This window comes from Micromonospora sp. DH14 (assembly GCF_029809455.1).
In the GTDB taxonomy this organism is placed as follows: Bacteria; Actinomycetota; Actinomycetes; order Mycobacteriales; family Micromonosporaceae; genus Micromonospora; species Micromonospora parva.
The window spans coordinates 1-24526 of sequence record NZ_JARVKT010000047.1 but is presented as its reverse complement, the minus strand read 5'-3'; the positions used below and the strand labels follow the sequence as shown (position 1 = coordinate 24526).

The window sequence follows — 24526 nt, the reverse complement described above, 5'->3', positions numbered from 1 at the left end:
CAACGACGTGGTGACCACACTGGCGATCGACTGCGGCGGCGGGGGCATCAAGGCGTCCGTGCTCGACGAGGCGGGAACGATGCGGGCCCGGCCGTTGCGGGTGCCCACCCCGTACCCTCTGCCGCCCGCGTTGTTTGTCCGGACCCTGCTGGATCTGGGCGGGCGCCTGCCGACGGCGGACCGGCTCACGGTCGGCGTACCCGGGATGATCCGGCACGGCGTGGTGGTGAGCACCCCGCACTACGTGACCCGCAACGGCCCCCGCACCCGGGTCGACCCGGACCTGCTCGCCGAGTGGTCCGGCTGGGACGCGCGGGGCGCGCTGGCCGACGCCTTCGGGGTGCCCGCGCTGGTGCTCAACGACGCCGAGGTGCATGGCGCCGGGGTGGTCGCCGGCACCGGCTGCGAGCTGGTGCTGACCCTGGGAACGGGGCTGGGCAGCGCGCTCTTCGACGGCGGGGTGCTCGCACCGCACCTGGAGCTCTCACACGCGCCGGTGCGCTGGGGCACCACCTACGACACGTACGTCGGCGAGCCGGAACGTCGACGGCTCGGCGACGCCTTCTGGTCCCGGCGGATCCGGCAGGTGGTGGACGGGCTCCGCCCGGTGTTCCGCTGGGACCGGCTCTACCTGGGCGGGGGCAACTCCCGACTGATCCGGCCCGAGCAGCTGGCCCGGATGGGCGACGACGTGGTGGTGGTGCCGAACACCGCCGGGATCGTCGGCGGCGTACGCGCCTGGGAGCTCTCCGCCGGACGCCGGGACGCCCGCACCTGACCCTTCGGCGGCACTGGGCGGCCGGAACTGGCCCGATCTCGACCCCGGGAACAGTCGCCAAACTTCCAGTGTTGTGCCAGCGTCGGAACAGGTGACGGTGCGACCCGAGGAGGTGGCAGATGGATCTTCTGGCGGACTACCGGCGGGCGACCATGTTCTTCGAAACCGGTGACCCCAGCGGGGCAGCCCGACTGCTGGAGCCGATCATCGACGCCGAACCCGGCAACGCGGCGGTCCGGCAGTTGCTGGCCCGGGCGTACTTCCAGTCGGCCCAGCTCACTCGGGCCGAGGAGCACCTGCGCGAGCTGATCGAGCGGGACCCCAGCGACCACTACGCGCACCACGTGCTCGGTCGGACGCTGGAGCGGCTCAACCGGCACAACGACGCGCTGCGGCACCTGCGCATCGCCGCCGCGATGTACGCGGCCAACGACGACTACCGGACCGCGCTGGAGCGGGTGGAGACCCGCCTGGGCGGCAGGCGCTGAGCCTGACCCGGTGACGAGTGCGGGGGCGGTCCCACGGGGCCGCCCCTTCGTCGTCGTCGGACGACCCGGCGGACGTGCCTAGGATGGCGGACATGGGACCTGACCGGCCGGGGGCTGCGGCATGAAGCTCAAGCTGGACCTGCACGAGATCTTCAACAAGGGCCACGACATCGACCGGGCCCTGCGCGGGATCATGGACGAGGCGGTGGCGAAGAAGGCCACCCTCGTCGAGATCATCCCCGGTAAGGGGTCCGGCCAGCTCAAGAAGCGGGTGCTGCGGTTCCTCGACCAGAAGGACGTCAAGCAGCTCTACCACCGGGTGGAGAAGGACTCGAAGAACTTCGGCCGCCTCTTCGTCCACTTCCGCTGGAAATAGCGACGACATGCGATCTGACCTGCGCCTGAGGCCAAGGTGCCTCGGTAAGGGTCTTGTCGTACACGTCGTGGCATTCTTCAGCGGTTCAACCCACCGACAGGAATGCATGGGCCTGGCCCCTCAGTGGGAGCCGGACCTTCTGCGTATATCAGGCCGCTGCTAGCTTCCGTACGACGTATTGGTTGAGGCTCAGTCCGTCCTCCGCGGCATGGGTTGCCAGCTCGCGGTGCAGGTCTTCTCCGACGCGAACGTTGAACTTGCCTGAGTAGCTACGTTCGGCGAACGGCTCTGGAGCTTCCTCGCCTTGCTGCTCCATGTCTGCGATTACCTCACGGAGCAGGTCTTCAAGTCCCCGCAGGGCATCGATTTGGGAGGAAGCCAGCCACGAGAGAGAGGGAAATTCGGCGCAGGTGGCGACGAATTCGTTGTCCTGGGCCGACCACGTAACGCGGTAGGTGTAGTGGGTTACCTCGGGACGGGCAACGTTCTGCATCACATGGCCTCCTTCTTTTCGATTGCCTTTGGCACTTGTCGTACTTGGTACGCCTTTGCCTTGCCTTTGTCATTCTGGATATTTACGCGCGGGTCTCCCGCCCACGGCATTTTGAAGACTGCGTGGGAAGTCCCGTCTTGCCGCGGCTCCCCGAAGTAGTGCTCCCTTGTCCCTCAGGCGCTCCGGGTTGGGCCGAGCGTTCGGACGTCGACGCTTCGGCGCTGGGGTGCTGACGTAGCGCCGCCGGGAGCTTCGGTAGCGACCTCGGATTTAGGCGGGCTGCACCAAGCTAGATGCAATCTAGCTTCGGGAGGGTCGATGTTTGTCGGCCGGCGCACGGAACTCGATCTCCTCGCCAAGAGCTTGATCATGTAAAGCGCACCGGCAAGGCTCGCTCAGTCGCTTCCGCGGACGGCGGCAGGTGGCCGGAGTGGGGTCAGAGGCTGGCCGTGAGGAGTGCACAGGCGAGCAGCGGCAGCGCGGAGAGGGTGCCCACCAGGGCTGACGAGCGGATCCGGGCACGGGAGAGGAGCATTGCGAGCGTCGCCAGGCTGACCAGCAACGCGAGGAACACCGCCGGAAGGGCCACGTAGAGCCCGAAGAGCAGCGCCCTCGACCGTTCGGAGTCGCACGCCTCGCCGCAGTCCGTCGGGACCGACCCGGAGAGCGTGCCGAGGAACAGGCCGAACGACACGATGGCGGCCACGTACCAGCCGGCCAGCACCAGGAACGAGGAGCGCGCGTCGGCGAGGTGGGTGCGGGGCGGAGCCAGCGTCATGAGCGAAGTATCCGCTGTTGTGTGAGCGTCGAGCGACCTGGGCCAGCCGCGCCGCACCGACCCCGAGCGGGTCGGCCTCGGTTCCGGGGGCGGACGCGCCGGGAGTCAGGTTCGACCAGCTTGGCTGAGTGGCGCGGCGGGGGACCGGAGACGGTCCCCCGCCGTCGTCGTTCTAGAACTGGTAGGTGCGGGCGACCGCCAGCATTTCCGAGCTGTGCGACCCGACGACGCCGACGGCCGGCGGCCGGGGCCGGAAGCCGGGCAGCGCGTCCAAGCCGTCGCTGGCGTCCATCGCCCGCAGCGCCACCTGCCCGGCGATCGGCCGCACCGCCAACGTGACCTCGATGCCCTCGGCCGGCGGGGCGTGGAACACCAGCCCGAAGCCCCACTTGCCGTCCCGGGGCTCCACCGGCACCGACCGCCCCGCCACCTCGGCGCGCAGCACCGTGGCGGTCGACGTGTCGACGTGCAGTGTGGCGATCCGGGCGACCCGCTGCGGGGTGAGCCGCAGCCGCAGGGTGCGCACGTCACCGGCGGCGGCGTCGGTCAGCACCAACTCCAGCTTCGGCGCCGGCAGGTTCGCCGCCTGCGCCGGGCCGGCCCGCAGCTCAGCGTCGCCGAGCCCGGGGAAGTCGTCGCCGATGTCGGTCACCCCGTCCACGTAACCGTCGGTCCACGGCTGCGGGTCGCTCTCGTGGCTGAGCCAACGGGCCTGGCCGGTGCCGGCGTCCATGGCGTACATCAGGTGGGTCGGCACCGGGTGGGCGGCGTCGAAGCGGTCCACGGCCAGGCCGACCCCGGCGAGCACCACCGTCGCCACGGCGGCCGCACCGGCCGGCAGCACCGCGAGCCGCCGGGCCCGCAGCGCCAGCATCCCGCGCTGGCCGCCGGCCTGCGGGTGCAGCAGGTCGACCACCGGCAGGGCGACCAGGCCGAGCAGCACCGCCACCAGCGCGGCCACCCCGCCCATCGCCATCCCCAGCGCGGGGAAGAGCAGCACCACGGTGGGCAGCAGGATGACCACACCGACGGCCGCGGCGGCCGTCACCGCCACCACCGGCCACGGCCCGGTCTGCCGGGTACGCAGCGCGACCAGCCCGCCGACGGCGCCGGCCAGCGCCGGCAGGGTGGTGAGGTACGCCCCACCCGGCACCGCCACGGCGAGCAGCACCCCGAGCACTGCCAGCCAGGCCAGCCCGCCGACGGCGAGCGCGGCCGGGCCGATCCGGCGGCGGGTCAGCGCGTACCAGGCGAACAGGATGGCGGCGGCGAGCGCCACAACGGCCAGCCGGTACCAGATCGGCCGGTACGGGTCGAGCAGCTCCGCGTACCCCGGTCGGATCGTGGTGATCGCCAGCCAGAGCAGTTGGGCGGCGACCGGCGCGGCGATGATCGGCACCAGGGCCAGCGCGAAGCCGGCGGCCAGCCGGCCGGTGCTGGCCCGGCCGCTGCGGCGGGTCAGCCAGGCCAGGGCGGCCACCGCGACCACCGCGAGCAGTGCCAACGGCAGGGTCAGTGTGCCCGGGTAGCGGACCAGCCCGCCGGGGACGGGGAAGTAGGTGGCGTCGTGCCCGGAGCGCAGGTCGGTCAGGTCGGTGCCGCCGAACTCCCGGGCCAGGCCCAACGCGTTGTCCCCGTGCTGCTGGAGGCTGCCCCGGTCCAGGGCGGCAGGAGTGTCCAACGGCGTGTGGTAGATCGCCCCGCCGTCGATGTACGCCGAGTTCAGCCCGACGAACTTTTCATCGAGGAAGGCGGTGAAGTCGGTGTCGTTGGGCAGCGCGCGGTAGATCTCCACCGCGAACGAGGTGCCGACCGGGTGCGGGGCGGCCCGGCCGAAGATGTCCACCAGCTTCGCGTTGTTCCGGGACGTCTCGAACATGATCACCGGCCCGGTGGAGCCCCGCGCCTCCAGGTTGAGCACCACCCCACCGTCGGCGGCGAGCGGATGACTGGCGGCGAACGCGGCGGCCCCGCAGAGGCACGCCTCCTCGGCGTCGGTCAGCACGAAGACGATGTCGTTGCGGGGTCGGGGGCCGGTGGTCAGCGCGCGGGCCACCTCCAGGATGGCCGACGTGCCGGCCGCGTCGTCGTTGCCACCCGGCCCGGTCTGCACCGAGTCGTAGTGGGCGACCAGGAAGACCCGACCGGTCGAGTCGGTGCCGGGCAGCCGGGCCACCACGTTGCGGACCCGGGCCACTGTCGCGCCGCCCGCCGCGCCGCTGAGCTGACCGGCCTCCGGCGCCACGGTGTCCTGCACCTCGGTCTCCAGGCCCAGCCCGCGCAGCTGCTGCTCAAGGTGCGCCCGGACCTGCTCGTTGGCCGGGCTGCCGGCGACGTGCGTCCGGGCGGCGATCACCTGGACGTCCTCGTACGCCCGGTCGGCGCTGAACGCGTCCGCCGGCGCGTCGGTCGGCCTGGGGGTCGGGGTGCGCAGGTCGAGCAGACTGCCGGCGCCGAGCGCGGTCAGCGCGACAAGCGCCGCCGCGGCGGCCACGAGCCGCCGGCGTGGGCGGGTCAGCGCCCGGTCGGCAGGGGGTACGCCCGGACTCGGACGGGGCCGCGTGCCCGTCTCGGCCGGGGTGGTGGGTGCGCCCACGGGGACTCCTCGGGGGTGGTGGGGCCTGGGGTGGGACCATCCTGCCCGGCAACGGCCGCGGATGGGACGGCCGGTCGCCCGACGTCCGCCAGCCGCCCGGTTTGTCATCGGTCGGGCAGTGATGCGGCCCATCCCCGCCCGCGCCGCAGGCGTCGTGTTGTGTGCGACCGTTGTCTAATACAGGATCAGCAGGGCACTCGGAAGGAGCCCGACATCACCAGCGAACTCCCGCGTCTCGCGGCGGTGACCCGGCCGCACCGGGGGGCCGGCTTGGCCGGTTCCCCAGTTGTGCCGTACCCGCACGGTGGCCTGGCGCGGCACGCCAACCTGCCGCCGGGTGAGCGGCTACGGGTGCTGCTGGTGGAGGACGACGAGGGCGACGCGTTCCTGGTCGGTGAGCTGCTCGCCGAGACGAACTCGATGATCGACCTGCTGGTCGCCACCAGCCTCCGCGAGGCCCGGCAGCGGATCGGCGACGTCGACTGCGTCCTGCTCGACCTGGGCCTGCCGGACGCGCAGGGGCTGGACGGGTTGCGCCAGCTGCTGGAGATGTCCAGCGGCGCCGCTGTCTGCGTGCTCACCGGCCGCACCGACGAGCACCTGGGCGTGGTGGCGGTCGCCGAGGGTGCACAGGACTACCTGGTCAAGGGCCAGGTCGACGGGGTGCTGCTGACCCGGGCACTGCGCTACGCCGTGGAGCGTAAGCGCGCCGACGAGAACGCCCGCCGCCTGCGTGAGGTCGAGCTGCGCCAGGCCGAGTCGGCCCGCCTCGAACGTGGCCTGCTGCCCCAGCCGCTGATGACGACCGACCAGGTGGCGGTGCACACCTTCTACCGGCCCGGCCGGCACGCCGCGTTGATCGGCGGGGACTTCTTCGACGTGGTGCAGACGCACCCGGACCGCCTCGACCTGATCGTCGGCGACGTCTGCGGGCACGGGGTGGATGAGGCCGCGCTCGGGGTCGAGCTGCGGGTGGCCTGGCGGGCCCTGGTGCTCGCCGGGGTGCCGGACGACGAGGTGCTGCCCGCCCTGGAGCAGGTGCTGATGAGTGAGCGCCGCCTCCAGGAGATCTTCGCGACGGTGGCCACCGTCAGACTGGATCTGGACGCCAACCGGGCTACCGTCCGACTGGCCGGGCACCCGCCACCGCTGCTGCTCTCCGGCGGTCGGGTCGCCCCGGTGCCCGCCCCCGGCGGCCGGCTGCTGGGCGTACGACCCCGCCGGCCGATCGCCTACGACCTGGAGTTCGACACCGATGACTGGTCTCTGCTGATGTACACCGACGGCCTGATCGAGGGGCGGGTGGATGCCGGCGACGAACGGCTCGACGTGCCGGGCCTGAGCGGGTTGCTGGGCGAGCCGGCGAACCGTTCGGTGTCGCTGCCCGAGTTGCCGGCCTGGCTGGTCGGCCGGGCCGAGCAGCTCAACGGTGGCCCGCTCGCCGACGACGTGGCCATGCTGCTGGTCAGCCGGGGTGGTGGCCGGTGAAGCCGGTTATCGGCGGCTGGAGTCTGCGCCGCCGGGTGATCACCCTGCTCACCGTGGTGGGCCTGTTGCTGATCGGCCTGGCCAGCGCGGAGGCGGCGGTGGCCGCCCGCAACCGCACCCAGATCGACGCCGTGCTGAACCAGACCGGTCCGTTGCGGGTGCAGTCGCAGGAGCTGCTCAACGCGCTGCTCGACCAGGAGACGGCGATCCGGGGGTACGCGGTCAGCGGCGACCCGGCCGACCTGACCCCCTACCAGGAAGGGCTGGATCAGGAGAAGAGCGTGGTCGCCTCGATGCGGACGCTGCTCGACGACTATCCACAGATCGGCCACGAGCTGCGGATGGTCGAGGAGCAGACGGCGCAGTGGCGGCAGTCGGTGGCAGAGCCGGTGATCACCACCACCGAGCAGAGCGGCACCCGCGCCGGCCAGGCGTTGGTCACCGAACAGGCCCGGCAGCAGTTCGACCAGGTGCGGTCGGCGGTGAACGACCTCCAGGAGGAGATCCTGACCGCCCGGGAGCAGGCCGCCTCGAACGTGCGCACCAGCAGCAACGTGCTGGTCGTCCTCCTGATCGTTGCCGCGCTGGTGGTGGTCGTGGCCGGGGCGCTGCTGGTGCTCTCCCTGGACCGCATGGTCATCCGGCCCCTGATCGGGCTGGCCGGCCAGGTCCGCGAGGTCGCCGAGGGTGACTACCAGCACGGCATCGCCACCACCGGCCCGCCGGAGTTCGTCCGGCTCGGCGAGGACGTCGACGCGATGCGGCAGAAGATCGCCGCCGACCTGGCGGAGGTCCGGGCCGCCCGCGAGCGCATCGAGTGGGTCAACAGCCAGCTCCAGAAGCAGGCCGAGGAGCTGACCCGCTCCAACCGTGACCTGGAGCAGTTCGCGTACGTGGCCTCCCATGACCTTCAGGAGCCGCTGCGCAAGGTCGCCAGCTTCTGCCAGCTGCTCCAGCGCCGGTACGCCGGGCAGCTCGACGAGCGGGCCGATCAGTACATCGCCTTCGCGGTGGACGGCGCGCAGCGGATGCAGCGCCTGATCAACGACCTGCTCGCGTTCTCCCGGATCGGGCGACTCACCACCGGCTTCGTCGAGGTCGACCTCAACAAGGTGATGGGTGACGTGGCCGGCCAGACCGAGGCCGCCCGGCAGTACGCCGACGCCGAGTTGACCTGGTCCGAGCTGCCGGTGATCTCGGGTGAGGAACCGCTGCTCACCAACCTGCTGGCCAACCTGGTCAGCAACTCGATCAAGTTCCGCCGTCCGGACGTGCCGTCGAAGGTGCACATCTCGGCCCGGTTGGTGGGCGCCGAGTGGGAGATCACCTGTCAGGACAACGGCATCGGGATCGAGCCGGAGTTCGCCGACAAGATCTTCGTGATCTTCCAGCGGCTGCACTCGAAGGACGCGTACCCGGGCACCGGCATCGGGTTGGCGATCGTCAAGAAGATCGTCGAGTACCACGGCGGTCGGGTCTGGGTGGACACCGACGTGCCGGAGGGCACCGCGATCCGGTTCACCCTGCCGGCACTCCCCGAGGACGTCGAGGCGGCCACCGCAGCCGATGCCGCGGAGCAGCCGAACGCCCTGACCGGGGGCGACTCGACGGCCTCGACCGAGGCTCCGGCAGCGCCGACGGAGCAGGCGGGCGAGGCGGACCAGCCGGACCGGGCCGACGAGGCGACGGAAAGCGGTAGAACGGGTGACATGAGGGAGACGGTGGGATGACCGCGCCGGCGGATGGCAAGAGCCCGATCGAGGTCCTGCTCGTGGAGGACGACCCGGGTGACGTGCTGATGACCCAGGAGGCGTTCGAGGAACACAAGCTGCGCAACCGGCTGACCGTCGTTTCCGACGGGGCCGAGGCGCTCGCCTACCTGCGGCAGGAGGGCCAGTACGCCGACGCTGTGGCACCCGACCTGATCCTGCTCGACCTCAACCTGCCCCGGCGCGACGGCCGGGAGGTGCTGGAGGAGATCAAGAAGGACGAGACCCTGCGGCGGATCCCGGTGGTGGTGCTCACCACCTCACAGGCCGACGAGGACATCCTGCGCAGCTACCAACTGCACGCCAACGCCTACGTGACCAAGCCGGTGGACTTCGAACGCTTCATCTCGGTGGTCCGTCAGATCGACGAGTTCTTCGTCAGCGTGGTCAAGCTGCCGCCGCGTGGCTGACACCCTGCTGGACGACGTCGGCGACCTGCTCTGGGAGGCCGCCGACCAGGTCGTGCTGCCCCTGTTCCGCAAGCTCGACGACGACGACGTGTCGGAGAAGGCGCCCGGCGAGGTGGTTACCGTCGCTGACCGCCGGGCCGAGGAGCTGCTCTCGGCGGGGTTGCGGCGACTGCGGCCGGGCTCGATGGTGGTCGGCGAGGAGGGCGTCGCCGACGACCCGGGGTTGCTGCGGCACCTGCGCGACGGCGGGGACGTCTGGCTGGTCGACCCGGTCGACGGTACTGCCAACTTCGCCGCCGGTCGCCGCCCCTTTGCCCTGATGGTGTCGTTGCTGAGCGACGGTCGGCCGACCGCCGGTTGGATCCTCGACCCGCTCGCCGACACGCTCGCCGCAGGGTGGGCGGACGAGGGCACCCTGCTCAACGGTCGGCCGGTCGACAGCGCTGGCGCGGTGCCGCAGCTCGGCGAGCTGCGCGGTGCGGCGATGACCCGGTTCCTGCCGCCGGAGACCCGCGACCGGGTCCGCGCGGGCGGTCGGCGGCTCGGTGAGCTGCTGCCCGGCCTGCACTGCGCCGGTCGGGAGTACCTGGACATCCTCACCGGCGAGCAGCAGTTCGTCCTCTTCTGGCGCACCCTGCCCTGGGATCACGCCCCGGGCACGCTGCTGGTCCGGGCCGCCGGGGGTGTCGCCCGCCGGTTCGACGGCGTCGACTACCACCCCGCCGACGACGGCCGCGGTCTGCTCGTGGCGGCCAACGAGCAGGTCTGGGCCGAGGTGCACGACGCGCTGCTGACCACCTGATCGGCGCGCTGCGCGACCGCGTGGGGACGCTGCGTCGACATCGGGACAGCCCGAGGGTCAGGGGGATGGTCACCGGCCCGCAGTCCGGTATCGTGACCGGCGGTCTCCGCCAGCAGGCCGCCGACCGGCGTCGCCGTGCAGTGTCAATCGGGGGCCGGCGGTCTACGGAAGGACGCTTTCGTGCCCAGGACCAGGCTCAGCCCGCGGCTCGGTCGCCGCGCTCTGTTCGCCCTGCTCGCCGCCGTCGCGCTGGTGCTCGGCGGTGCCGTTGCGCCCGCGTACGCGGAGCCGGGCGAGGGTGGCAGCAAGAAGCTGCAGGATGCGCTGGAGCTGACCGCCCGGGGGCACATCGAGGCGAAGGCCAAACTGGACAATTCCAAGCGTCGCCAGACGGCGCTGAACGGCGAGCTGACGACGCTGGAGGGTCGGCTGGTCGGGCTCAGTGCGCAGGTGGGTGAGGTGGCCGCCCAGTCGTACCGGGTGGGTCGGCTGAGCGCGGTCTCGATGCTGCTCAACACCGCCACGCCGGAGGCGTTCCTGCAACGCGCCGGTGACCTCGACCTGATGGCCCAGCGGGACAGCAAGCGGCTGCGCGACCTCACCGAGGCCCGGCAGCAGGCGCAGCAGGCCAAGGTCGCCATCGACGCCGAGGTCCGCGAGCAGCAGAAGCAGCTCGCCGTGATGGCGAAGAAGAAGAAGGAAGCCGAGGAGGCGCTGGCCGAGGTCAGCTCCGGCGGCAGCAACGGTTTCAGCGGTGGCAGCTCCGCCTCGGCGAAGCCCGCGCCGCGCAACTCCGACGGGTCCTGGCCGTCGGAGTCCTGCTCGGTGAAGGACCCGACCACCTCCGGGTGCATCACGCCGCGCACCCTCAACGCGCTCAAGCAGACCCAGGCGGCCGGCTACAAGCGGCACGTCTCCTGCAAGCGCAGCGGCGGCAGCGGCGAGCACCCGAAGGGCAGGGCCTGCGACTTCTCGGCCGCCACGAACGGCTTCGAGGACAAGAACGCGACCGGCGGCGACAAGGCGTACGGGGACAGCCTGGCCGCCTGGCACGTGCGCAACGCCGACCGGCTGGGCGTGCTCTACGTGATCTGGTACCGGCAGATCTGGCATCCCGGCACCGGGTGGCGCTCGTACAGTGGCAGCGGCTCACCGGCGGCGTCCCACACGAACCATGTTCATCTCTCGATGTACTGACCCATTGCGCCAGCTTCGCTGCGTACCATCGCGACGATGAGCTCCCCACCGTCCGACGTAGCGGCCCTGCCAGCGCACCCGGCCCCGCCCGTGCCGACAACCGGCCGAGCGCTGCCCAACGGCCTGGCCGCCTTCCTGGTCTTCTTCTCCAGCGGTGCCGTGCTGGTGCTGGAGACCGTCGCGTTGCGCCTGGTCGGCCCGTACGTCGGGGTGACCCTTCAGGTGACCAGCTCGGTGATCGGCATCGCGTTGGCCGCGATCGCGTACGGGGCGTGGTCCGGCGGTTGGCTCGCCGACCGGCGCAACCCGCGAGGTCTGCTGGCGCCGGCGTTGGTGCTGGCCGGCATCGCCACAGCTGTCACCCTGCCCGTCGTCCGGTACGCCGGTGAGGTGCTGCGCGGTGGTGCGGCCAGCGGCATCCTGCTGCTCGTCGCGCTGGCGGTGTTCGTGCCGGCCGCGTTGCTGGCCGCGGTCACCCCGTTGGTGGTGAAACTCCAGCTCGCCGACCTGCGCCGTACCGGCCAGGTGGTCGGTCGGCTCTCCGGGATCGGCACCCTGGGCGGCATCACCGCGACCCTGCTCACCGGGTTCGTGCTGGTCGCCGCCCTGCCCAGCACCGTCATCCTGCTGGCCCTGGCGCTGTCGCTCGGGCTGGTCGGCATCGGCCTCGGCTGGTACCTGCGCCGGCAGGAGCCCACCGAGCTGCCCGGTCCGGCCCGGGCCCGGACCGCGCTGGCCGTGCTCGGCCTGGTCGGGGCGGGGCTGAGCACCGTGGCACCCAACCCGTGCGACATCGAGACGGCGTACCACTGCGCCCGGGTCACCTCCGACCCGGCCCGGCCCAGCGGGCGGACGTTGCTGCTCAACTCCGCCCAGCACTCGTACGTGGACCTCGCCGACCCGAAGCACCTGGAGTACGCGTACACGAAGTGGATCGGCGCGGTCGCCGACGTCGCCACGCCGGCCGGTCAGCGCCTGGACGCGCTGCACCTGGGCGGCGGTGGCTTCACCGTGCCGCGCTACCTGACCGCCACCCGGCCGGGCACCGACAACCTGGTGTTCGAGATCGACGGCGGGCTGGTCGAGCTGGGCGAGCAGGAGCTCGGCGTACGGCCGGGGCCGCAGCTGCGGGCGGTGGTGGGTGACGCCCGGATGCTGGTCGCCGGCGAGCCGACCGACAGTCGTGACCTGGTGGTCGGTGACGCGTTCGGGCACCTGGTGGTGCCCTGGCACCTGGCCACCCGGGAGATGGCCGCCGACGTCCGGCGGGTGACCCGCCCCGGCGGCGTGTACGTGCAGAACGTCATCGACTACCCGCCGCTGCGGTTCATCCGCGCCGAGCTGGCCACGGTGGCCGCCGAGTTCAGGCACGTCGCGTTGATCGCGCCGCCGGAGGCGCTCGCCGAGGAGCAGGGCGCGAACTTCCTCATCGTCGGCTCCGACGCGCCGCTGCCGCTGGAGGCCGTCCGGGCCCGGTTGGACGAGGTGGACCCGAAGGTCAGCCTGCTCAGCGGCGCGGCGCTGACGGACTTCGTCGGTAGCGCGATGGTGTTGACCGACGACTACGCCCCGGTGGACCAACTGCTGGCCACCGCCTGAACGGGTGACATCCTGACCGATTCCGATCGCCCAGGTGTAGGTGGGGCGTTCCTGGGCAACATCGCTCACCATGGGTGGTGGGGACCGGAACGGCGCGCAGCTGCTCGATGAGCGGTACCGGCTGATCGAGCAGCTCGGCGCGGGCGGGATGTCGGTGGTCTGGCGTGGCTACGACGAGGTGCTCGGCCGCCAGGTCGCGGTGAAGGTGCTGGCCTCCCGGCTGGCCAGCGACCGGGCGTTCCGCCACCGCATCCGGATCGAGGCGCAGGCCGCCGCGCGGCTCTGTCACCCCAACATCACCAACGTGTACGACTACGGCGAGTCCGAGCAGGTCGGGCTGACCGTGCCGTACGTGGTGATGGAGCTGGTCGACGGCGGTTCGCTGGCCACCCGGTTGGGCCGGGAGAGCCGGCTGCCGTGGCGGGAGGCAGTGACCATCGCCGCCGAGGTCAGTTCGGCGCTGGCCACCGCGCACGCCCGCGGTGTGGTGCACCGCGACGTCACCCCGGGCAACGTCATGCTCACCTCGACCGGGGTGAAGGTGGTCGACTTCGGCATCTCCGCGCTCGTCGGGGAGAGCGAGAAGGGCCCGGACGGCGCGCTGTTGGGCACCCCCGCCTACCTCGCCCCGGAACGGCTGGACAACGGCCAGGTCTCCCCGGCCACCGACGTGTACGCCGTGGGGCTGCTGCTCTACCGGATGCTCACCGGCCGGCTGCCGTGGCAGGCCAGCACCACCACCCAGATGCTGCGCGCCCACATGTACAACGACCCGGACCCGATGCCCCCGGTGCCGGGCCTGCCGGACGAGGTGACCGACCTGGTCCGGCGGTGCCTGGCCAAGCAGCCCGGTGACCGCCCGCCGACCGCCGAGCTGGCCCGGACCCTCGCCGAGTCGGCCGGGATGCTGGCGGCGGTGCCGGTCTCGCCGGGCGCCGGAATGGTCGACCCGGAGATGCTGGCCAGCGCGGGCACCACGATCCTGCCCTGGTCCGCGGCTACCGACGCGTTGCCGTTGTCGCGGACCCGCAACCGGGCCCGGCGGGGGCACCGGCGTCGTCGGCGGGTGGAGGCCGGGGTGGCCGCCGTCGGGCTGATCGCGGTCACCGGGGCGATGTGGGGGTTCACCTCGCGCAGCCCGGCCAGTGGTGAGGACCGGCCGACCACCGAGGCGCGGATGGGTCTGCCGACGACGGTGCCCTGCGAGGTGGCGTACGCGCTGCGCAGCGACTCCGGCAAGGACTTCGCCGCCGAGCTGACCCTGACCAACAGTGGCAAGCAGGAGTTGCGGGACTGGACGATGAGCTTCACGTTCCCCGGCCAGCAGACGGTGACGAAGGCGGACCCGACGCCGGTGCAGCAGCAGGGGAGGACCGTGCTGATCCGACCGGCGGCGCAGCGCACCACGCTGGCGCCCGGCGCGGCCGAGAAGCTCACCCTCACCGGGAAGTACAGCGGCGCGAATCCGCTGCCTGTCGAGTTCCGGCTCGGTGACGCGACCTGTGGGGTGCGTGTCTCCGGGGTGGCCGGCGGCATGCCCGTCACCGTCGCGCCGACCAAGGCGGCCACCACGGCGAAGGCCCCGCCGAAGAAGACGACGGTACGCAGCGGAGGCGGTTCGGGCGGCGGTGCGACGAAGGCGAAGCCGCCGAAGGCTCCCGCGAAGCCGGGCAAGGGGAAGGGCGGGGGTGGTCCGGGAAAAGGCTGAAGGAGCCCGGTGGCCACCCGGTGAAGGTCACCAAGGACCGCGGCCGCGACACCTGACCGGTCAGCGCAGACCCGCGAACCGCTGCACCTGGTCGATCCCGCCCTCGACGATGAGCACCCCGCCCTGGGGAAGGGTGGTGTCGTCGGAGGTGTACCGGAAGCGTTCGCCCGGCAGCTTGGCGCCGACCACGCGTATCCCGTAGCGCTCCTCCGGTCTCAGGTCGATCAGGGTGCGTCCGACCAGGGATTCGGGCACCCGGACGGTGGCGATCGCGAAGTCGTCGTCGAACTCGATGAAGTCGAGCAACCGGCTCACGATCAGGTGGGCGACCCGGTCCCCGGTCTCGGCCTCCGGGAAGATCACGTGGTGCGCGCCCACCGACGCCAGGATCTTGGCGTGCTTCTGCGAGGTGGCTCGGGCCCAGATCTGCGGCACACCCAGCTCGACCAGCGCCAACACGGTGAGCACGCTCGCCTCCACCGAGGCCCCGATGGCCACCACGGCCCGTCCGAAACCGGTGATGCCCAGCTGCCGCAGCGCACCGTCCTCGGTCGAGTCGGCCTGAACGACCCGGTCGAGCTGCGCCGACCAGCGCTGCACCTTCTCCGGGCTGCGGTCGATGGCCAACACCTCACGGTTCATCCGGCTCAGCGCCCCGGCCAGGTGGCAACCGAACCGACCCAGCCCGATCACCACGATGCCGCCGTTGTCCGCCTGTCTCATCGACGGCCCTCCTCGCTGTCAGGTGTTCTGTCCACGGACTAGCCGACAATTGGTTGCTCCTGTGGATAGCGGTAGAGCCGGCGTCGGGTGTTCAGGGCGATCGCCGACCCCAGGGTGAGCGTCCCGACCCGGCCGATGAACATCAGCACGGTCAGCACCAGTTGGCCGCCGGCCGGCAGGTCGGCCGCCAGACCGGTGGTCAGGCCGGTGGTGCTGAACGCCGAGGTGATCTCGAACAGGGCCGAGACGAAGCGGGTGCCCTCGGTGAGCAGCAGCAACAGCATGGTTCCGGCCGTCACCAACGCGACACTGAGCAGCGCCACCGTGACCGCCTGCCGTTGGCTTGCGGTGGCCACCCGCCGGTGCCCGATCGTCACGTCCGGCTCCCCCCGCAGTTCCGCCCAGATGGTGAACGCCAGCAGGAAGAACGTGGACACCTTGATGCCTCCGGCCGTGCTGGCGCTGCCGCCGCCGATGAACATCAAGACGATCAGCAGCGGATAGCTCTCCTCCTGAAGGGCGGCGATGTCCAGGACGCTGAAGCCGCCGGTGCGACTCAGTGCGATCTGGGAGAACGACGCGAGGATCTTGCCCGGTACGTCGTACTGGCCGATCGTGTCCGTGTTGGTCCACTCGGCGGCGAGCAGACCCACGAAGCCGACCAGCAGCAGCAACACGCTGCCCCAGATGGTCAACTTCGTCGCCACCGCCCAGCGTGTCGGCTGCCGCCACTCGCGGACCGCCTCGAACAGCGCGGGAAACCCGAGACCGCCGACGATCGCGCCGGCCGCCAGGGGCAGCGACACCCACGGGTCACGACTGAAGGCCAGCAGGCCGTCGGTGTAGAGCGCGAAGCCACCGTTGTTGAACGCCTGCACGGCGTGGAAGACACCCGACCAGAGGGCCTGCCCGAACGAGTAGTCGTAGGCCAGCCAGAGCCGACCGGTGACCAGCACTGTCATCACCGCCTCGCAGGCGAAGACGGTCAGCGCGATCCGGCGGAGCAACCGGCCCACCTCGGCGATGCCGAACTCCGCCGTCTCGGCCTGCACCAGCAACCGGTTGCGCAGCCCGAGCTGACGGGAGACCACCAGGATGACCAGCGCCGCGACGGTGAGGATGCCGAGGCCGCCGAGCTGGGTGAGCAGGGTGATCACCACCAGGCCCCAGCCGGACCAGTAGTTCGGCGTGTCGGTGATCGCCATGCCGGTGACCGACACGGCCGAGGTGGCGGTGAAGAGCGCCGTGACCACTGGCGCGTGCTGGTGCTCGACTGTTGCCCAGCGGGCCATGAGCAACCCGGTCCCGAACAGGATCGGCACCAGGAACGCGAACGGCACCAGCCGCACGGGATTGCGGAGAAACCGGCGCACCAGACAATCTTCCTGTTTCGGCCATTGATCCGAGTGGGAACAGGCATTCCGGAGATCCATCTATCGGTAAGCCATCGACCAACCTAGCGGGCCGACACGCCGCGCAACCCTTCCCATGCGTACGGTTGTTCGAGAGTATTGTCGCGTCGAGCGGAAGGAGCTACGCATGGCAGACAAAAGTGCCATCGAGTGGACGGAAGCAACCTGGAACCCCACTACAGGTTGTGACCGAATCTCCTCGGGCTGCGACAACTGCTATGCAATGACTCTCGCGAAGCGCTTGAAGGCGATGGGCTCAGCCAAGTACCAGACTGATGGCGATCCCCGCACCTCTGGGCCGGGATTCGGGGTGGCGCTCCACCCCGACGCTCTCGATATCCCCCGACGCTGGCGTGATCCTCGGACCGTCTTCGTCAACTCGATGTCAGACCTGTTCCACGCGAGGGTTCCGCTCACGTACGTGCAGCAGGTCTTTGACGTGATGCGTGAGACGCCGCGTCACACCTTCCAAGTGCTGACGAAGCGCGCATCTCGACTCGCCAAGGTTGCTCATGATCTGGACTGGCCGCCGAATGTCTGGATGGGCGTGAGTGTGGAAGACGACAGCCAGAGATCTCGGGTCGACTTCCTTCGGCAGGTGCCAGCGGCGGTTCGGTTCATCTCTGCCGAGCCGCTGCTTGGTCCGTTGCCAGACTTGGACCTCTCTGGAGTTGACTGGCTGATCGCAGGTGGCGAATCGGGCCAGGGCTGCCGACCGATGGATCGTTCCTGGGTTGCCGACCTCCGCGACCAATGCGATAGGGCAGGGACTGCCTTCTTCTTCAAGCAATGGGGGGGCCGCACACCCAAGGCCGGCGGGCGCCTGCTGGACGGTCGGACCTGGGATGAGATGCCGTCGCCTCGGCTACCCGCCGCCGCATAATCGCAGCCGGTCGGCCTTCCGTCGAGGTCCAGCATCTCAAAGCTGCCGGATGGGATCTTTCCAGAAGTCCCCGACGCCTGTGTGATCGATCAGACCTTGGCTGTGCAACGCTTTGACGGCGTGCCTCGCATGACGTGTCCACGCCTGGCCCAGAACTCCCCGATAGACCTCGGGCACCCGCTCTGCCAGTTGCACTGGGCTCGATTCCGCGAGCAGCCGAATGATGTTTCGCTCGACAACCTGCGCCACCCGTGGTAGCGCGTTGTCGACGTGTGCTTGGCGATCGAACGGAAGTGACCCAAACAGGGTGTCCTGGTTCATCTGGCTTTCGTAGCGGGCTTCCTCTAGGTCCACGCCGGCTTGGCCCACTGCATCGGCGAAGTGCCAAGCGCCCTCTGTGTGTCTCGTAAACAGCATCAAGACATACTTCGGTGAGAGTTCCGGGCGCGGTCGGACCGGCATCGTGACAGCGCTATAGCTCGTTCCTGTGGTCAACCGCTTCTCGTACTCCGCACCGACTCTCAGCGCTACCTCAGTCGCGGTCTCCTCATCTCCGTCACCGTTGACCCGGGCAAAGTGTTCCTGCCACCAGTCATCGCCGAGAAATCTCGTGAGGTGGTCGGCCGTCTTCTGTTCAGCGGCGGCCAGCCGGCCACCCCGGGACTGTGCCACTTGGACCGCTCGTCCCATCCTCGCGATAGCAGAGACGCTGAAGTGAAGGAGAACCTCCGTCGGCGGCGAAGGGGGTCGACCGAGTAGCCCTGAGCGCACGAGCCCGAAATCGAGCGCCAAGCCGAACGGGTCGAGGAAGGCGAAGAGTGAGGCATGGCGAGCAACCGAGAGCACCTCCGGCAGATGATCTGCCACGTCGCCCTGTCGGACGATGCGCCTTGTCGAGCCGCCACGCTGCTCCAGAACCCGTTGCAGGTTCGCGAAGTGGGAAGGATTCTTCTCCACGAAGAAGAGCAAGACGCTCCGAAAGCTCTTGACCGTGTCGGCACACCGAGACAGCAGCAGCGGCGATCCTTCCTCCCCCTCCTCCTCGTACTCGCCTCGTCCCGCGTAGCCATCGAGGAAGACGACTGGTTTGCCCTGGCCGGTCTTCGAAGCGAAGACGACGGGGTAACGCTTCAGGATGCCGTGCTTGAGTACGGCAGCAGCCTTGCGTGACCGGAAGAAGTCGTCGTGTGCCGACATTGAAGCCCCTTCACATCACCATTGGTGATGTGAAGGTAGCGAAGAGTATGGGACGGGTCCGCCCTGTTGTTCGCGGAGAGGTGTGGCCCGGAATTAGCCACGTCGTTCACCAGCCCAAACGGCCAATGGTCGGCAGTCGGCGTGGCGTCGGTGTCCTTGATCTGACAGTTTGGCCAGTCAGTCCCGTAAGTGTTCAGCTACGTAGGTGCCACGGCCGGGTTGGCCAGTGATCAGCTCGCGGTCGTGAAGTAGTGAGAGCGCCCGCGAGGCCGTGTTCATATGTACGGCGTAGGACTCGGCGAGTTCCCGAGTTGAGGGCAGCTTGTCGCCCGGCCTTAGCTCGCCGCTCTTGATCTTTGCGGCGAGCTCATTCGCTATACGTCGATATGGGGCTTCTGCTGTAGGCATGGTGAGGACTCCGGTTGGTTCGGCAAACCCTTGGAGTGCGGGACTTTGGTTGGCCTCGCGTCCGTACCGCTGCTGTCGAGGCTGCGGGCGTGGGGCCGGGCGGTCCGGTGGGCGTCCCTACCGCGCATCGGACCGCCCTCCAGACTGACGGATCGGGGTGGTCGTGGTGAGTGTGGAGAGGGAGCGATTCGTGGTCCACCTACCCGTGGTGGCCACGGATCTGCCGGGTGCGTTGCGGTTCGCTCGGGCGATCACGCGATCCCTGCGCTACCTCGCCGACGTGGACCGGGCGGAAACGACGGTGTCTGAGGAGGAGGCTCAGTGCGTACGCCATCGGGTCTTCTGTGACACCCTGCTCGACGATCGTCGGCGATACTCACGGGCGGCTGCACACGACGGCCCCTGTCGTTGACGAACAGGGCGAATGGCGCGGGGCGACACACGGCTCGGGTGGTCCGTGGGGGTTCGGGCCATCGAGGAGGTGGGCAGCCGGCTGGTAGTGCGGGCCGTTGTAACCCTCGGCCACCTCATTCCTGTTACTTGTGTGTTTCCGCCACATAGCTCGTGGGTGACGTCACTTCTAGCGTGGGCCGTCACAAACAAGTTCTCTCCCTCCGAGTCCTCATGTGGAGTCGCAATGACGGTCCGGACGACGCGGCGGGTGTTCCTCTCCGCCGCCACGATGATGGCCGCGGCGTTGGCCGCCACGGCCTGTGGCAGCCCGCAGGACACCGCCACCGGCGGCGGCGACAGTGCCGCGCCGGTCAAGGTCGGCCTGGTGTACTCCCAGTCGGGAGCCCTGGCCAGCTACGGAAAGCAGTACATCGAGGGGTTCAAGGCGGGGCTGGACTTCGCCACCAAGGGCACCGGCAAGGTCGGTGACCGGAAGATCGAGCTGACCGAGGTGGACGACGCGGGCGACCCGGCCAAGGCGGTTTCCGCGGCGAAGGACCTGATCGGTAAGGGTACGAAGATCATCGCCGGTTCCACCGCTTCCGGCGTGGCGCTCCAGGTCGCGCCGATCGCGGCGCAGAACAAGGTCCTGTTCATCTCCGGCCCGGCCGCCACCGACGCGGTGACCGGCGCGAACAAGTACACGTTCCGCTCGGGCCGGCAGTCCTACCAGGACGTGGTGACCGCCAAGTCGTTCATCGGCGACCCGACCGGCAAGAAGGTGGTGGTCTTCGCCCAGGACGGCGCGTTCGGCGACGCCAACGAAGCCGCCGTCAAGGCGGTCATCGGTAGCGCCGGTGCCACCGTGAGCAGCGTCCGGGCCCCGGCCAGCGCCACCGAGTTCACCCCGTTCGCCAGCCAGATCAAGGCGGCCAAGCCGGACCTGCTCTTCGTCGCCTGGGCCGGCACCACCGCCCCGGCCATGTGGCAGACCCTCGACCAGCAGGGCGTGCTCTCGTCCACCACTGTCGTCACCGGCCTGGACATCCGGGCGTCCTGGCCGACGTTCGGCGCGGCCGGCGCGAAGATCTCCTTCCTGTCGCACTACTTCGACGGTGCCAGCGACACCGAGGCCAGCAAGGCGCTCAAGGCCAAGGTGAACACCATCGACCTGTTCCACCCGGACGGTTTCGCCGCCGCCCAGATGGTGGTGCGGGCCGTGCAGGAGGGCGGCGACGACGTCGACAAGATGGTCACCGCGCTGGAGGGCTGGAGCTTCGACGGGGTCAAGGGCAAGATGACCATCCGCGCCGCCGACCACGCTCTGCTCCAGCCGATGTTCCAGGCCAAGCTCACCGGCAGCGGCACCGACTTCACGGCGACCGCGCAGAAGAGCCTCACCGGTGACGAGTCGGCACCGCCGGCCGTGGCGATGAAGGGCTGACCCATGCTCGCCACCCGCGGTCTGACCTGGCGGATCGGTGAGGTCGCCATCGTCGACAGCGTCTACCTCGACCTGGCGCCCGGGGAGTTCCTGGGCGTGATCGGGCCGAACGGCGCCGGCAAAACCTCACTGTTCAACCTGATCACCGGCCTGCGTCGGGCCACGGAGGGCCGGATCACCCTGGACGGGCAGGACATCGGCGCGCTCGCGCCGCACCGGCGGGCCCGCCTCGGTCTGGGCCGTACCTTCCAGGCGTCCTCGGTCTTCGGCTCGCTGAGCGTGCGGGAGAACGTCCGGCTCGCCGTGCAGGTGCACCGCGGGGGTTCGATGGCACTGTGGCGGCGGGCGGCGGCCGACCGGGAGGTCGCCGCCGCCGCCGACGCGGCGCTCGACCGGGTCGGCCTCGCCCACCGGGGTACGGCCCTCGCCGGCACCCTGGCCCATGGTGAGAAGCGCAAGTTGGAGATCGCCCTGCTGCTCGCCGGCGAACCGCGGGTGATGCTGCTGGACGAGCCGATGGCCGGGGTCAGCGCAGAGGACGTGCCGGAACTGGTCGCCGTCATCAAGTCGTTGACCGGCGACGGCGGCCGGGCGGTGCTGATGGTCGAGCACCACATGGACGTCATCCTGGAGTTGGCCGACCGCATCGCCGTCATGCACCACGGCGCGCTGCTGGCCTGCGACACCCCGGAGACGGTGATGGCCAACCCCACAGTGCAAGAGGCCTACCTGGGGGAGTCGCTCTAATGGAACCGATCCTCAGTGTGGAGGACCTGTCGGTCCGGATCTCCGGGCTGCACATCCTCCAGGGGGTGTCCTTCACTGTCGCCCCGACCGGCGTGACCGTCCTGCTCGGCCGCAACGGCGTCGGCAAGACCACCACGCTGCGCGCGATCGTCGGCCTCACCCCACCCGCGGGGGAGGTGCGCGGCACCATCCGGATGGGTGCGCAGAGCCTGCTGGCCCGGCCCACGCACCGGCTGGTCCGCGGTGGGCTCGGCTACGTGCCCGAGGACCGCTGCGTGTTCGCCGGCCTCACGGTCGCCGAGAACCTGCGGCTCGCCGAACGGCGCGGCAGCACCCCGGCGTACGACAAGGTTTTCGCGCTCTTCCCCGAGCTGGACCGGCGCGGACGGCAACGGGCCGGTTCGCTCTCCGGCGGGCAGCAGCAGATGCTCGCCATCGGCCGGGTGCTGCTCAACGACAACCGGCTGCTGCTCGTCGACGAGCCGACCAAGGGGTTGGCGCCGAAGGTGGTGACCGAGGTGGCCGAGGTGTTGGAACGGGTCGCGGAGTCGGTGCCGGTGCTGCTCGTCGAGCAGAACCTGGCAGTGGTCCGTCGACTGGCCCGCGACGCGGTGGTGCTGGCCGCCGGCAAGGTCGCCTGGACCGGCGACGCCCACGAGCTGCTGTTGGAGACCGCGTTGACGAAGTCGCTGTTGGGTGTGGGCTCGGCGGAGGTGTCCCACTGATGGGGACCGTGATCCTGTTGACGTTGACCGGGCTGGGCCTGGCGGCGCTGTACTTCCTGGTCGCCTCCGGCCTGTCCCTGGTCTTCGGCCTGGCCGACGTGCTCAACTTCGCGCACGGGCTGTTCCTCGGCGTGGGCGCGTACGGCACCTGGTGGGCGGCGGGCAACCTGCCGGGCGCCGGCCCGGACGGGTTCGGCTTCGTGTTCGCTGTCGCCTTCGGGGTGGCCGCCGGCACGCTGGTGGCGATCCTGGTCGAGCTGGTGCTGATCCGCCCGTTGTACTCCCGCACCATCGAGCAGGTGCTGGTCACCGTCGGCCTGTCCCTGGCCGGGGTGGCGTTGTTGCAGGCCACCTGGGGTGCCGACGCCCGGCCGTTCCCACGTCCGGACTGGACCCGGCAGGTGACCGGGATCCTCGGCGCGCAGGTGCCCAATGGTGGCCTGCTGCTGATCATCGCGGCGGTGCTGGTGCTCGGCGCGATCCTGGCGTTCCTGCGCTGGACCCGGTACGGCCTGGTGATCCGGGCCGGGGTGGAGAACCGGGAGATGGTCACCGCGCTGGGCATCGACGTCCGCAAGGCGTTCACGCTGGTCTTCGCGATCGGTGGGGCGGCGGCCGCGCTCGCCGGCGCGCTCGGCGGGGTCTACTTCGGCACCGTGTCGCCCGGGCAGGGCGGCTCACTGCTGATCTTCGCGTTCATCGTGGTGGTGATCGGCGGGATGGGCTCGGTGGTCGGTTCCGCGTACGCGGCGGTCGTGGTCGGGCTGGTGCAGCAGTTCGTCAACTACTACGGCACGTCCGGGCTGGGCGACATCTGCGTGGTCGGGCTGCTGGCCGTCGTGCTGCTGCTCCGCCCACAGGGCATCGCCGGAAAGGTGGCAACGGCATGACGGTGATCGACGCGCCTCGGGCGCAGGTGCCCGACGAACTGAGTCCGCAGCGGGGGCGGTGGCACCGGGTCCGGCCGTTCCTGCCGCTGGTAGCGCTGGTGGTGCTGGCCATCCTGCCGTACTCGACGATCTCCCTGCCCGGGATCTTCGAGGGGCCGGTCAACTCGCCGGGCACCCTGCAACTGCTCGCCATCTGCCTGATCTTCGGCGGGTTGGCGGCCGGGTACGACCTGCTCTTCGGCCGCACCGGGATGCTCTCCTTCGGGCACGCGCTCTACTTCGCGGCCGGTGTGTACGGCACCGACATTCTCATCACCCGGGCCGGGCTGCCGCTGTGGCAGGCGGCGCTGCTGACGATCACCGGCGGCACCATCCTCGCCGCGCTGCTCGGCGCGGTGGCGCTGCGGACCGTGGGCATCGCTTTCGCCATGGTCACCCTCGCGTTCGCGCAGGTCGGGGCAATCCTGGTGGCCCGCGACTTCGGTGGGCTGACCGGCGGCGAGGAGGGCCTGCCACTGGACGTGTCCGGGTTGCCCGCCGGGCTGGTGGGGGTGACCAACACGGTCAACCTGTACTGGCTGGCGCTGGCGTACCTGACGCTCGTGGTCTTCGTGGTGCACCGGGTGAGCGGGTCGCCGACCGGGCGGGTCCTCGCCGGGCTACGCGACGACGAGCGGCGGATCGGTGTGCTCGGGCTGGACCCGTACCGCTACAAGCTGGTGGCGTTCACCCTGGCCGGCGGGTTGGCGTCGGCGGGCGGGGTGGTCTACGTCCTGATCGTCGGCGGCGCGTCGCCGCACATCACGTCCTCCGAGCTGACCCTGTCGCTGCTGGTGATGGTGGTGCTCGGCGGGCCGGGCACCCGGTGGGGGCCGGTGCTCGGCGGCGTCCTCTACATGTACCTGGACCACCGGCTCACCGCGTTCGGCACCAGCGACGCGGTGGACAACCTGCCGGCCGTTCTCAGCCGCCCGCTGAGTCAGCCGCTCTTCGTCCTGGGCACGGTCTTCATCCTGGCCGTCTACTTCTTCCCCGGCGGCCTAACCAGCCTGGCCCCCCGCCTGTCCCACCTGACCCGCGCCCTCCGCCCCCGCTCCCCCCGCTAACAGTGAGGATGTACGAGAGAGTCCTCCCGGTCCGGTCTGACCCGCCCTCTAACTGACTTCGGGTCTTGAACGGGATCTGTCGGCCGTGGCCGGGAGGACTGCTCGTGCACTCACCT

At 70.3% G+C, this 24526-nt stretch carries 24 protein-coding genes; 17 read left to right on the top strand and 7 right to left on the bottom strand.

The features are described 5' to 3' along the window. Positions 1-7: 7 nt before the first annotated feature. The 3 genes from QCZ28_RS32465 to QCZ28_RS32455 all read left to right on the top strand — a co-directional run bounded on the left by QCZ28_RS32465 (position 8) and on the right by QCZ28_RS32455 (position 1642). Positions 8-778, top strand: coding sequence for an ROK family protein (locus QCZ28_RS32465; protein WP_203120100.1), 771 nt, complete (start codon positions 8-10; stop codon positions 776-778). Positions 779-897: 119 nt separating this feature from the next. After that, on the top strand, positions 898-1266 hold the full coding sequence (locus tag QCZ28_RS32460; RefSeq protein WP_030329767.1) for a tetratricopeptide repeat protein: 369 nt from the start codon (positions 898-900) through the stop codon (positions 1264-1266). Positions 1267-1387: 121 nt separating this feature from the next. Then, a complete protein-coding gene (locus QCZ28_RS32455) occupies positions 1388-1642 on the top strand; it encodes a Smr/MutS family protein (RefSeq protein WP_030329768.1) in 255 nt (84 codons plus the stop codon). Positions 1643-1790: 148 nt separating this feature from the next. Here the strand turns inward: QCZ28_RS32455 and QCZ28_RS32450 are convergent, their stop codons facing one another. The 3 genes from QCZ28_RS32450 to QCZ28_RS32440 all read right to left on the bottom strand — a co-directional run bounded on the left by QCZ28_RS32450 (position 1791) and on the right by QCZ28_RS32440 (position 5407). Then, positions 1791-2135 carry a type II toxin-antitoxin system HicB family antitoxin gene (locus tag QCZ28_RS32450; protein WP_279520182.1) on the bottom strand — a complete coding sequence of 115 codons (345 nt, stop codon included), beginning with the start codon at positions 2133-2135 and terminating at the stop codon, positions 1791-1793. Between the two features lie 436 nt (positions 2136-2571). Further along, a complete protein-coding gene (locus QCZ28_RS32445) occupies positions 2572-2913 on the bottom strand; it encodes a hypothetical protein (RefSeq protein WP_279520180.1) in 342 nt (113 codons plus the stop codon). Between the two features lie 172 nt (positions 2914-3085). After that, the gene (locus QCZ28_RS32440) at positions 3086-5407 is read right to left on the bottom strand and encodes a M28 family peptidase (protein ID WP_279520195.1); all 2322 of its coding nucleotides are present in this window, start codon (positions 5405-5407) and stop codon (positions 3086-3088) included. A gap of 390 nt (positions 5408-5797) precedes the next feature. Here QCZ28_RS32440 and QCZ28_RS32435 point away from each other — a divergent pair, with 390 nt between their 5' ends. From QCZ28_RS32435 to QCZ28_RS32405, 7 genes are all read left to right on the top strand, one after another. Continuing rightward, positions 5798-6997, top strand: coding sequence for a fused response regulator/phosphatase (locus QCZ28_RS32435; RefSeq protein ID WP_279520179.1), 1200 nt, complete (start codon positions 5798-5800; stop codon positions 6995-6997). Next, positions 6994-8727: a sensor histidine kinase gene (locus QCZ28_RS32430; RefSeq protein ID WP_279520177.1), complete on the top strand. Its 1734-nt coding sequence runs from the start codon at positions 6994-6996 to the stop codon at positions 8725-8727. Before QCZ28_RS32435 ends, QCZ28_RS32430 begins: the two co-directional genes overlap by 4 nt. Further along, the gene (locus QCZ28_RS32425) at positions 8724-9176 is read left to right on the top strand and encodes a response regulator (protein WP_030329776.1); all 453 of its coding nucleotides are present in this window, start codon (positions 8724-8726) and stop codon (positions 9174-9176) included. The genes QCZ28_RS32430 and QCZ28_RS32425 overlap by 4 nt, the downstream gene beginning before the upstream one ends. Next, the gene (locus QCZ28_RS32420; RefSeq protein ID WP_279520174.1) at positions 9169-9978 is read left to right on the top strand and encodes an inositol monophosphatase; all 810 of its coding nucleotides are present in this window, start codon (positions 9169-9171) and stop codon (positions 9976-9978) included. Before QCZ28_RS32425 ends, QCZ28_RS32420 begins: the two co-directional genes overlap by 8 nt. 180 nt (positions 9979-10158) lie before the next feature. Further along, positions 10159-11175 carry a hypothetical protein gene (locus QCZ28_RS32415; RefSeq protein ID WP_030329778.1) on the top strand — a complete coding sequence of 339 codons (1017 nt, stop codon included), beginning with the start codon at positions 10159-10161 and terminating at the stop codon, positions 11173-11175. Positions 11176-11211: 36 nt separating this feature from the next. Next, positions 11212-12774, top strand: a complete 1563-nt coding sequence (locus tag QCZ28_RS32410; RefSeq protein WP_279520173.1) for a fused MFS/spermidine synthase — start codon at positions 11212-11214, stop codon at positions 12772-12774. Positions 12775-12844: 70 nt separating this feature from the next. After that, positions 12845-14482, top strand: a complete 1638-nt coding sequence (locus QCZ28_RS32405) for a serine/threonine-protein kinase (RefSeq protein WP_279520172.1) — start codon at positions 12845-12847, stop codon at positions 14480-14482. Positions 14483-14542: 60 nt separating this feature from the next. Here the strand turns inward: QCZ28_RS32405 and QCZ28_RS32400 are convergent, their stop codons facing one another. Then, positions 14543-15205: a TrkA family potassium uptake protein gene (locus QCZ28_RS32400; RefSeq protein ID WP_279520170.1), complete on the bottom strand. Its 663-nt coding sequence runs from the start codon at positions 15203-15205 to the stop codon at positions 14543-14545. Between the two features lie 38 nt (positions 15206-15243). Beyond that, on the bottom strand, positions 15244-16578 hold the full coding sequence (locus QCZ28_RS32395; RefSeq protein WP_279520168.1) for a potassium transporter TrkG: 1335 nt from the start codon (positions 16576-16578) through the stop codon (positions 15244-15246). A 166-nt stretch (positions 16579-16744) separates the two neighbouring features. Here QCZ28_RS32395 and QCZ28_RS32390 point away from each other — a divergent pair, with 166 nt between their 5' ends. Beyond that, positions 16745-17500: a phage Gp37/Gp68 family protein gene (locus QCZ28_RS32390; protein WP_279520167.1), complete on the top strand. Its 756-nt coding sequence runs from the start codon at positions 16745-16747 to the stop codon at positions 17498-17500. 36 nt (positions 17501-17536) lie between these two features. Here QCZ28_RS32390 and tcmP read toward each other — a convergent pair whose 3' ends face one another. Both tcmP and QCZ28_RS32380 read right to left on the bottom strand, forming a co-directional pair. Beyond that, entirely contained in the window at positions 17537-18697 is a 1161-nt protein-coding gene (gene tcmP, locus QCZ28_RS32385; protein WP_279520166.1) for a three-Cys-motif partner protein TcmP, read from the bottom strand. A 177-nt stretch (positions 18698-18874) separates the two neighbouring features. Then, entirely contained in the window at positions 18875-19105 is a 231-nt protein-coding gene (locus QCZ28_RS32380; RefSeq protein WP_279520164.1) for a winged helix-turn-helix domain-containing protein, read from the bottom strand. Positions 19106-19277: 172 nt separating this feature from the next. Between QCZ28_RS32380 and QCZ28_RS32375 the strand changes: the two genes are divergently transcribed. The 6 genes from QCZ28_RS32375 (at position 19278) to QCZ28_RS32350 (ending at position 24410) form a co-directional block, all read left to right on the top strand. Further along, positions 19278-19517 carry a hypothetical protein gene (locus QCZ28_RS32375; RefSeq protein WP_279520194.1) on the top strand — a complete coding sequence of 80 codons (240 nt, stop codon included), beginning with the start codon at positions 19278-19280 and terminating at the stop codon, positions 19515-19517. 225 nt (positions 19518-19742) lie between these two features. Further along, positions 19743-20942 carry a substrate-binding domain-containing protein gene (locus tag QCZ28_RS32370; protein WP_279520163.1) on the top strand — a complete coding sequence of 400 codons (1200 nt, stop codon included), beginning with the start codon at positions 19743-19745 and terminating at the stop codon, positions 20940-20942. A 3-nt stretch (positions 20943-20945) separates the two neighbouring features. Beyond that, a complete protein-coding gene (locus tag QCZ28_RS32365; protein WP_279520162.1) occupies positions 20946-21689 on the top strand; it encodes an ABC transporter ATP-binding protein in 744 nt (247 codons plus the stop codon). Then, positions 21689-22414, top strand: a complete 726-nt coding sequence (locus tag QCZ28_RS32360) for an ABC transporter ATP-binding protein (RefSeq protein ID WP_279520160.1) — start codon at positions 21689-21691, stop codon at positions 22412-22414. The genes QCZ28_RS32365 and QCZ28_RS32360 overlap by 1 nt, the downstream gene beginning before the upstream one ends. Further along, positions 22414-23304 (top strand): branched-chain amino acid ABC transporter permease, encoded by an 891-nt coding sequence (locus QCZ28_RS32355; protein ID WP_210859659.1) that lies wholly within the window; start codon positions 22414-22416, stop codon positions 23302-23304. Before QCZ28_RS32360 ends, QCZ28_RS32355 begins: the two co-directional genes overlap by 1 nt. After that, positions 23301-24410 carry a branched-chain amino acid ABC transporter permease gene (locus QCZ28_RS32350; RefSeq protein ID WP_279520158.1) on the top strand — a complete coding sequence of 370 codons (1110 nt, stop codon included), beginning with the start codon at positions 23301-23303 and terminating at the stop codon, positions 24408-24410. Before QCZ28_RS32355 ends, QCZ28_RS32350 begins: the two co-directional genes overlap by 4 nt. The last annotated feature ends 116 nt before the right edge of the window (positions 24411-24526 follow it).

Coding starts and splice junctions, on each gene's coding strand:
- QCZ28_RS32365 (WP_279520162.1), top strand. CDS start 20,946: ATGCTCGCCACCCGCGGTCTGACCTGGCGGATCGGTGAGGTCGCCATC.
- QCZ28_RS32445 (WP_279520180.1), bottom strand. CDS start 2,913: ATGACGCTGGCTCCGCCCCGCACCCACCTCGCCGACGCGCGCTCCTCG.
- QCZ28_RS32450 (WP_279520182.1), bottom strand. CDS start 2,135: ATGCAGAACGTTGCCCGTCCCGAGGTAACCCACTACACCTACCGCGTT.
- tcmP (WP_279520166.1), bottom strand. CDS start 18,697: ATGTCGGCACACGACGACTTCTTCCGGTCACGCAAGGCTGCTGCCGTA.
- QCZ28_RS32425 (WP_030329776.1), top strand. CDS start 8,724: ATGACCGCGCCGGCGGATGGCAAGAGCCCGATCGAGGTCCTGCTCGTG.
- QCZ28_RS32390 (WP_279520167.1), top strand. CDS start 16,745: ATGGCAGACAAAAGTGCCATCGAGTGGACGGAAGCAACCTGGAACCCC.
- QCZ28_RS32405 (WP_279520172.1), top strand. CDS start 12,845: ATGGGTGGTGGGGACCGGAACGGCGCGCAGCTGCTCGATGAGCGGTAC.
- QCZ28_RS32380 (WP_279520164.1), bottom strand. CDS start 19,105: ATGCCTACAGCAGAAGCCCCATATCGACGTATAGCGAATGAGCTCGCC.
- QCZ28_RS32355 (WP_210859659.1), top strand. CDS start 22,414: ATGGGGACCGTGATCCTGTTGACGTTGACCGGGCTGGGCCTGGCGGCG.
- QCZ28_RS32350 (WP_279520158.1), top strand. CDS start 23,301: ATGACGGTGATCGACGCGCCTCGGGCGCAGGTGCCCGACGAACTGAGT.
- QCZ28_RS32370 (WP_279520163.1), top strand. CDS start 19,743: ATGACGGTCCGGACGACGCGGCGGGTGTTCCTCTCCGCCGCCACGATG.
- QCZ28_RS32460 (WP_030329767.1), top strand. CDS start 898: ATGGATCTTCTGGCGGACTACCGGCGGGCGACCATGTTCTTCGAAACC.
- QCZ28_RS32410 (WP_279520173.1), top strand. CDS start 11,212: ATGAGCTCCCCACCGTCCGACGTAGCGGCCCTGCCAGCGCACCCGGCC.
- QCZ28_RS32455 (WP_030329768.1), top strand. CDS start 1,388: ATGAAGCTCAAGCTGGACCTGCACGAGATCTTCAACAAGGGCCACGAC.
- QCZ28_RS32400 (WP_279520170.1), bottom strand. CDS start 15,205: ATGAGACAGGCGGACAACGGCGGCATCGTGGTGATCGGGCTGGGTCGG.
- QCZ28_RS32360 (WP_279520160.1), top strand. CDS start 21,689: ATGGAACCGATCCTCAGTGTGGAGGACCTGTCGGTCCGGATCTCCGGG.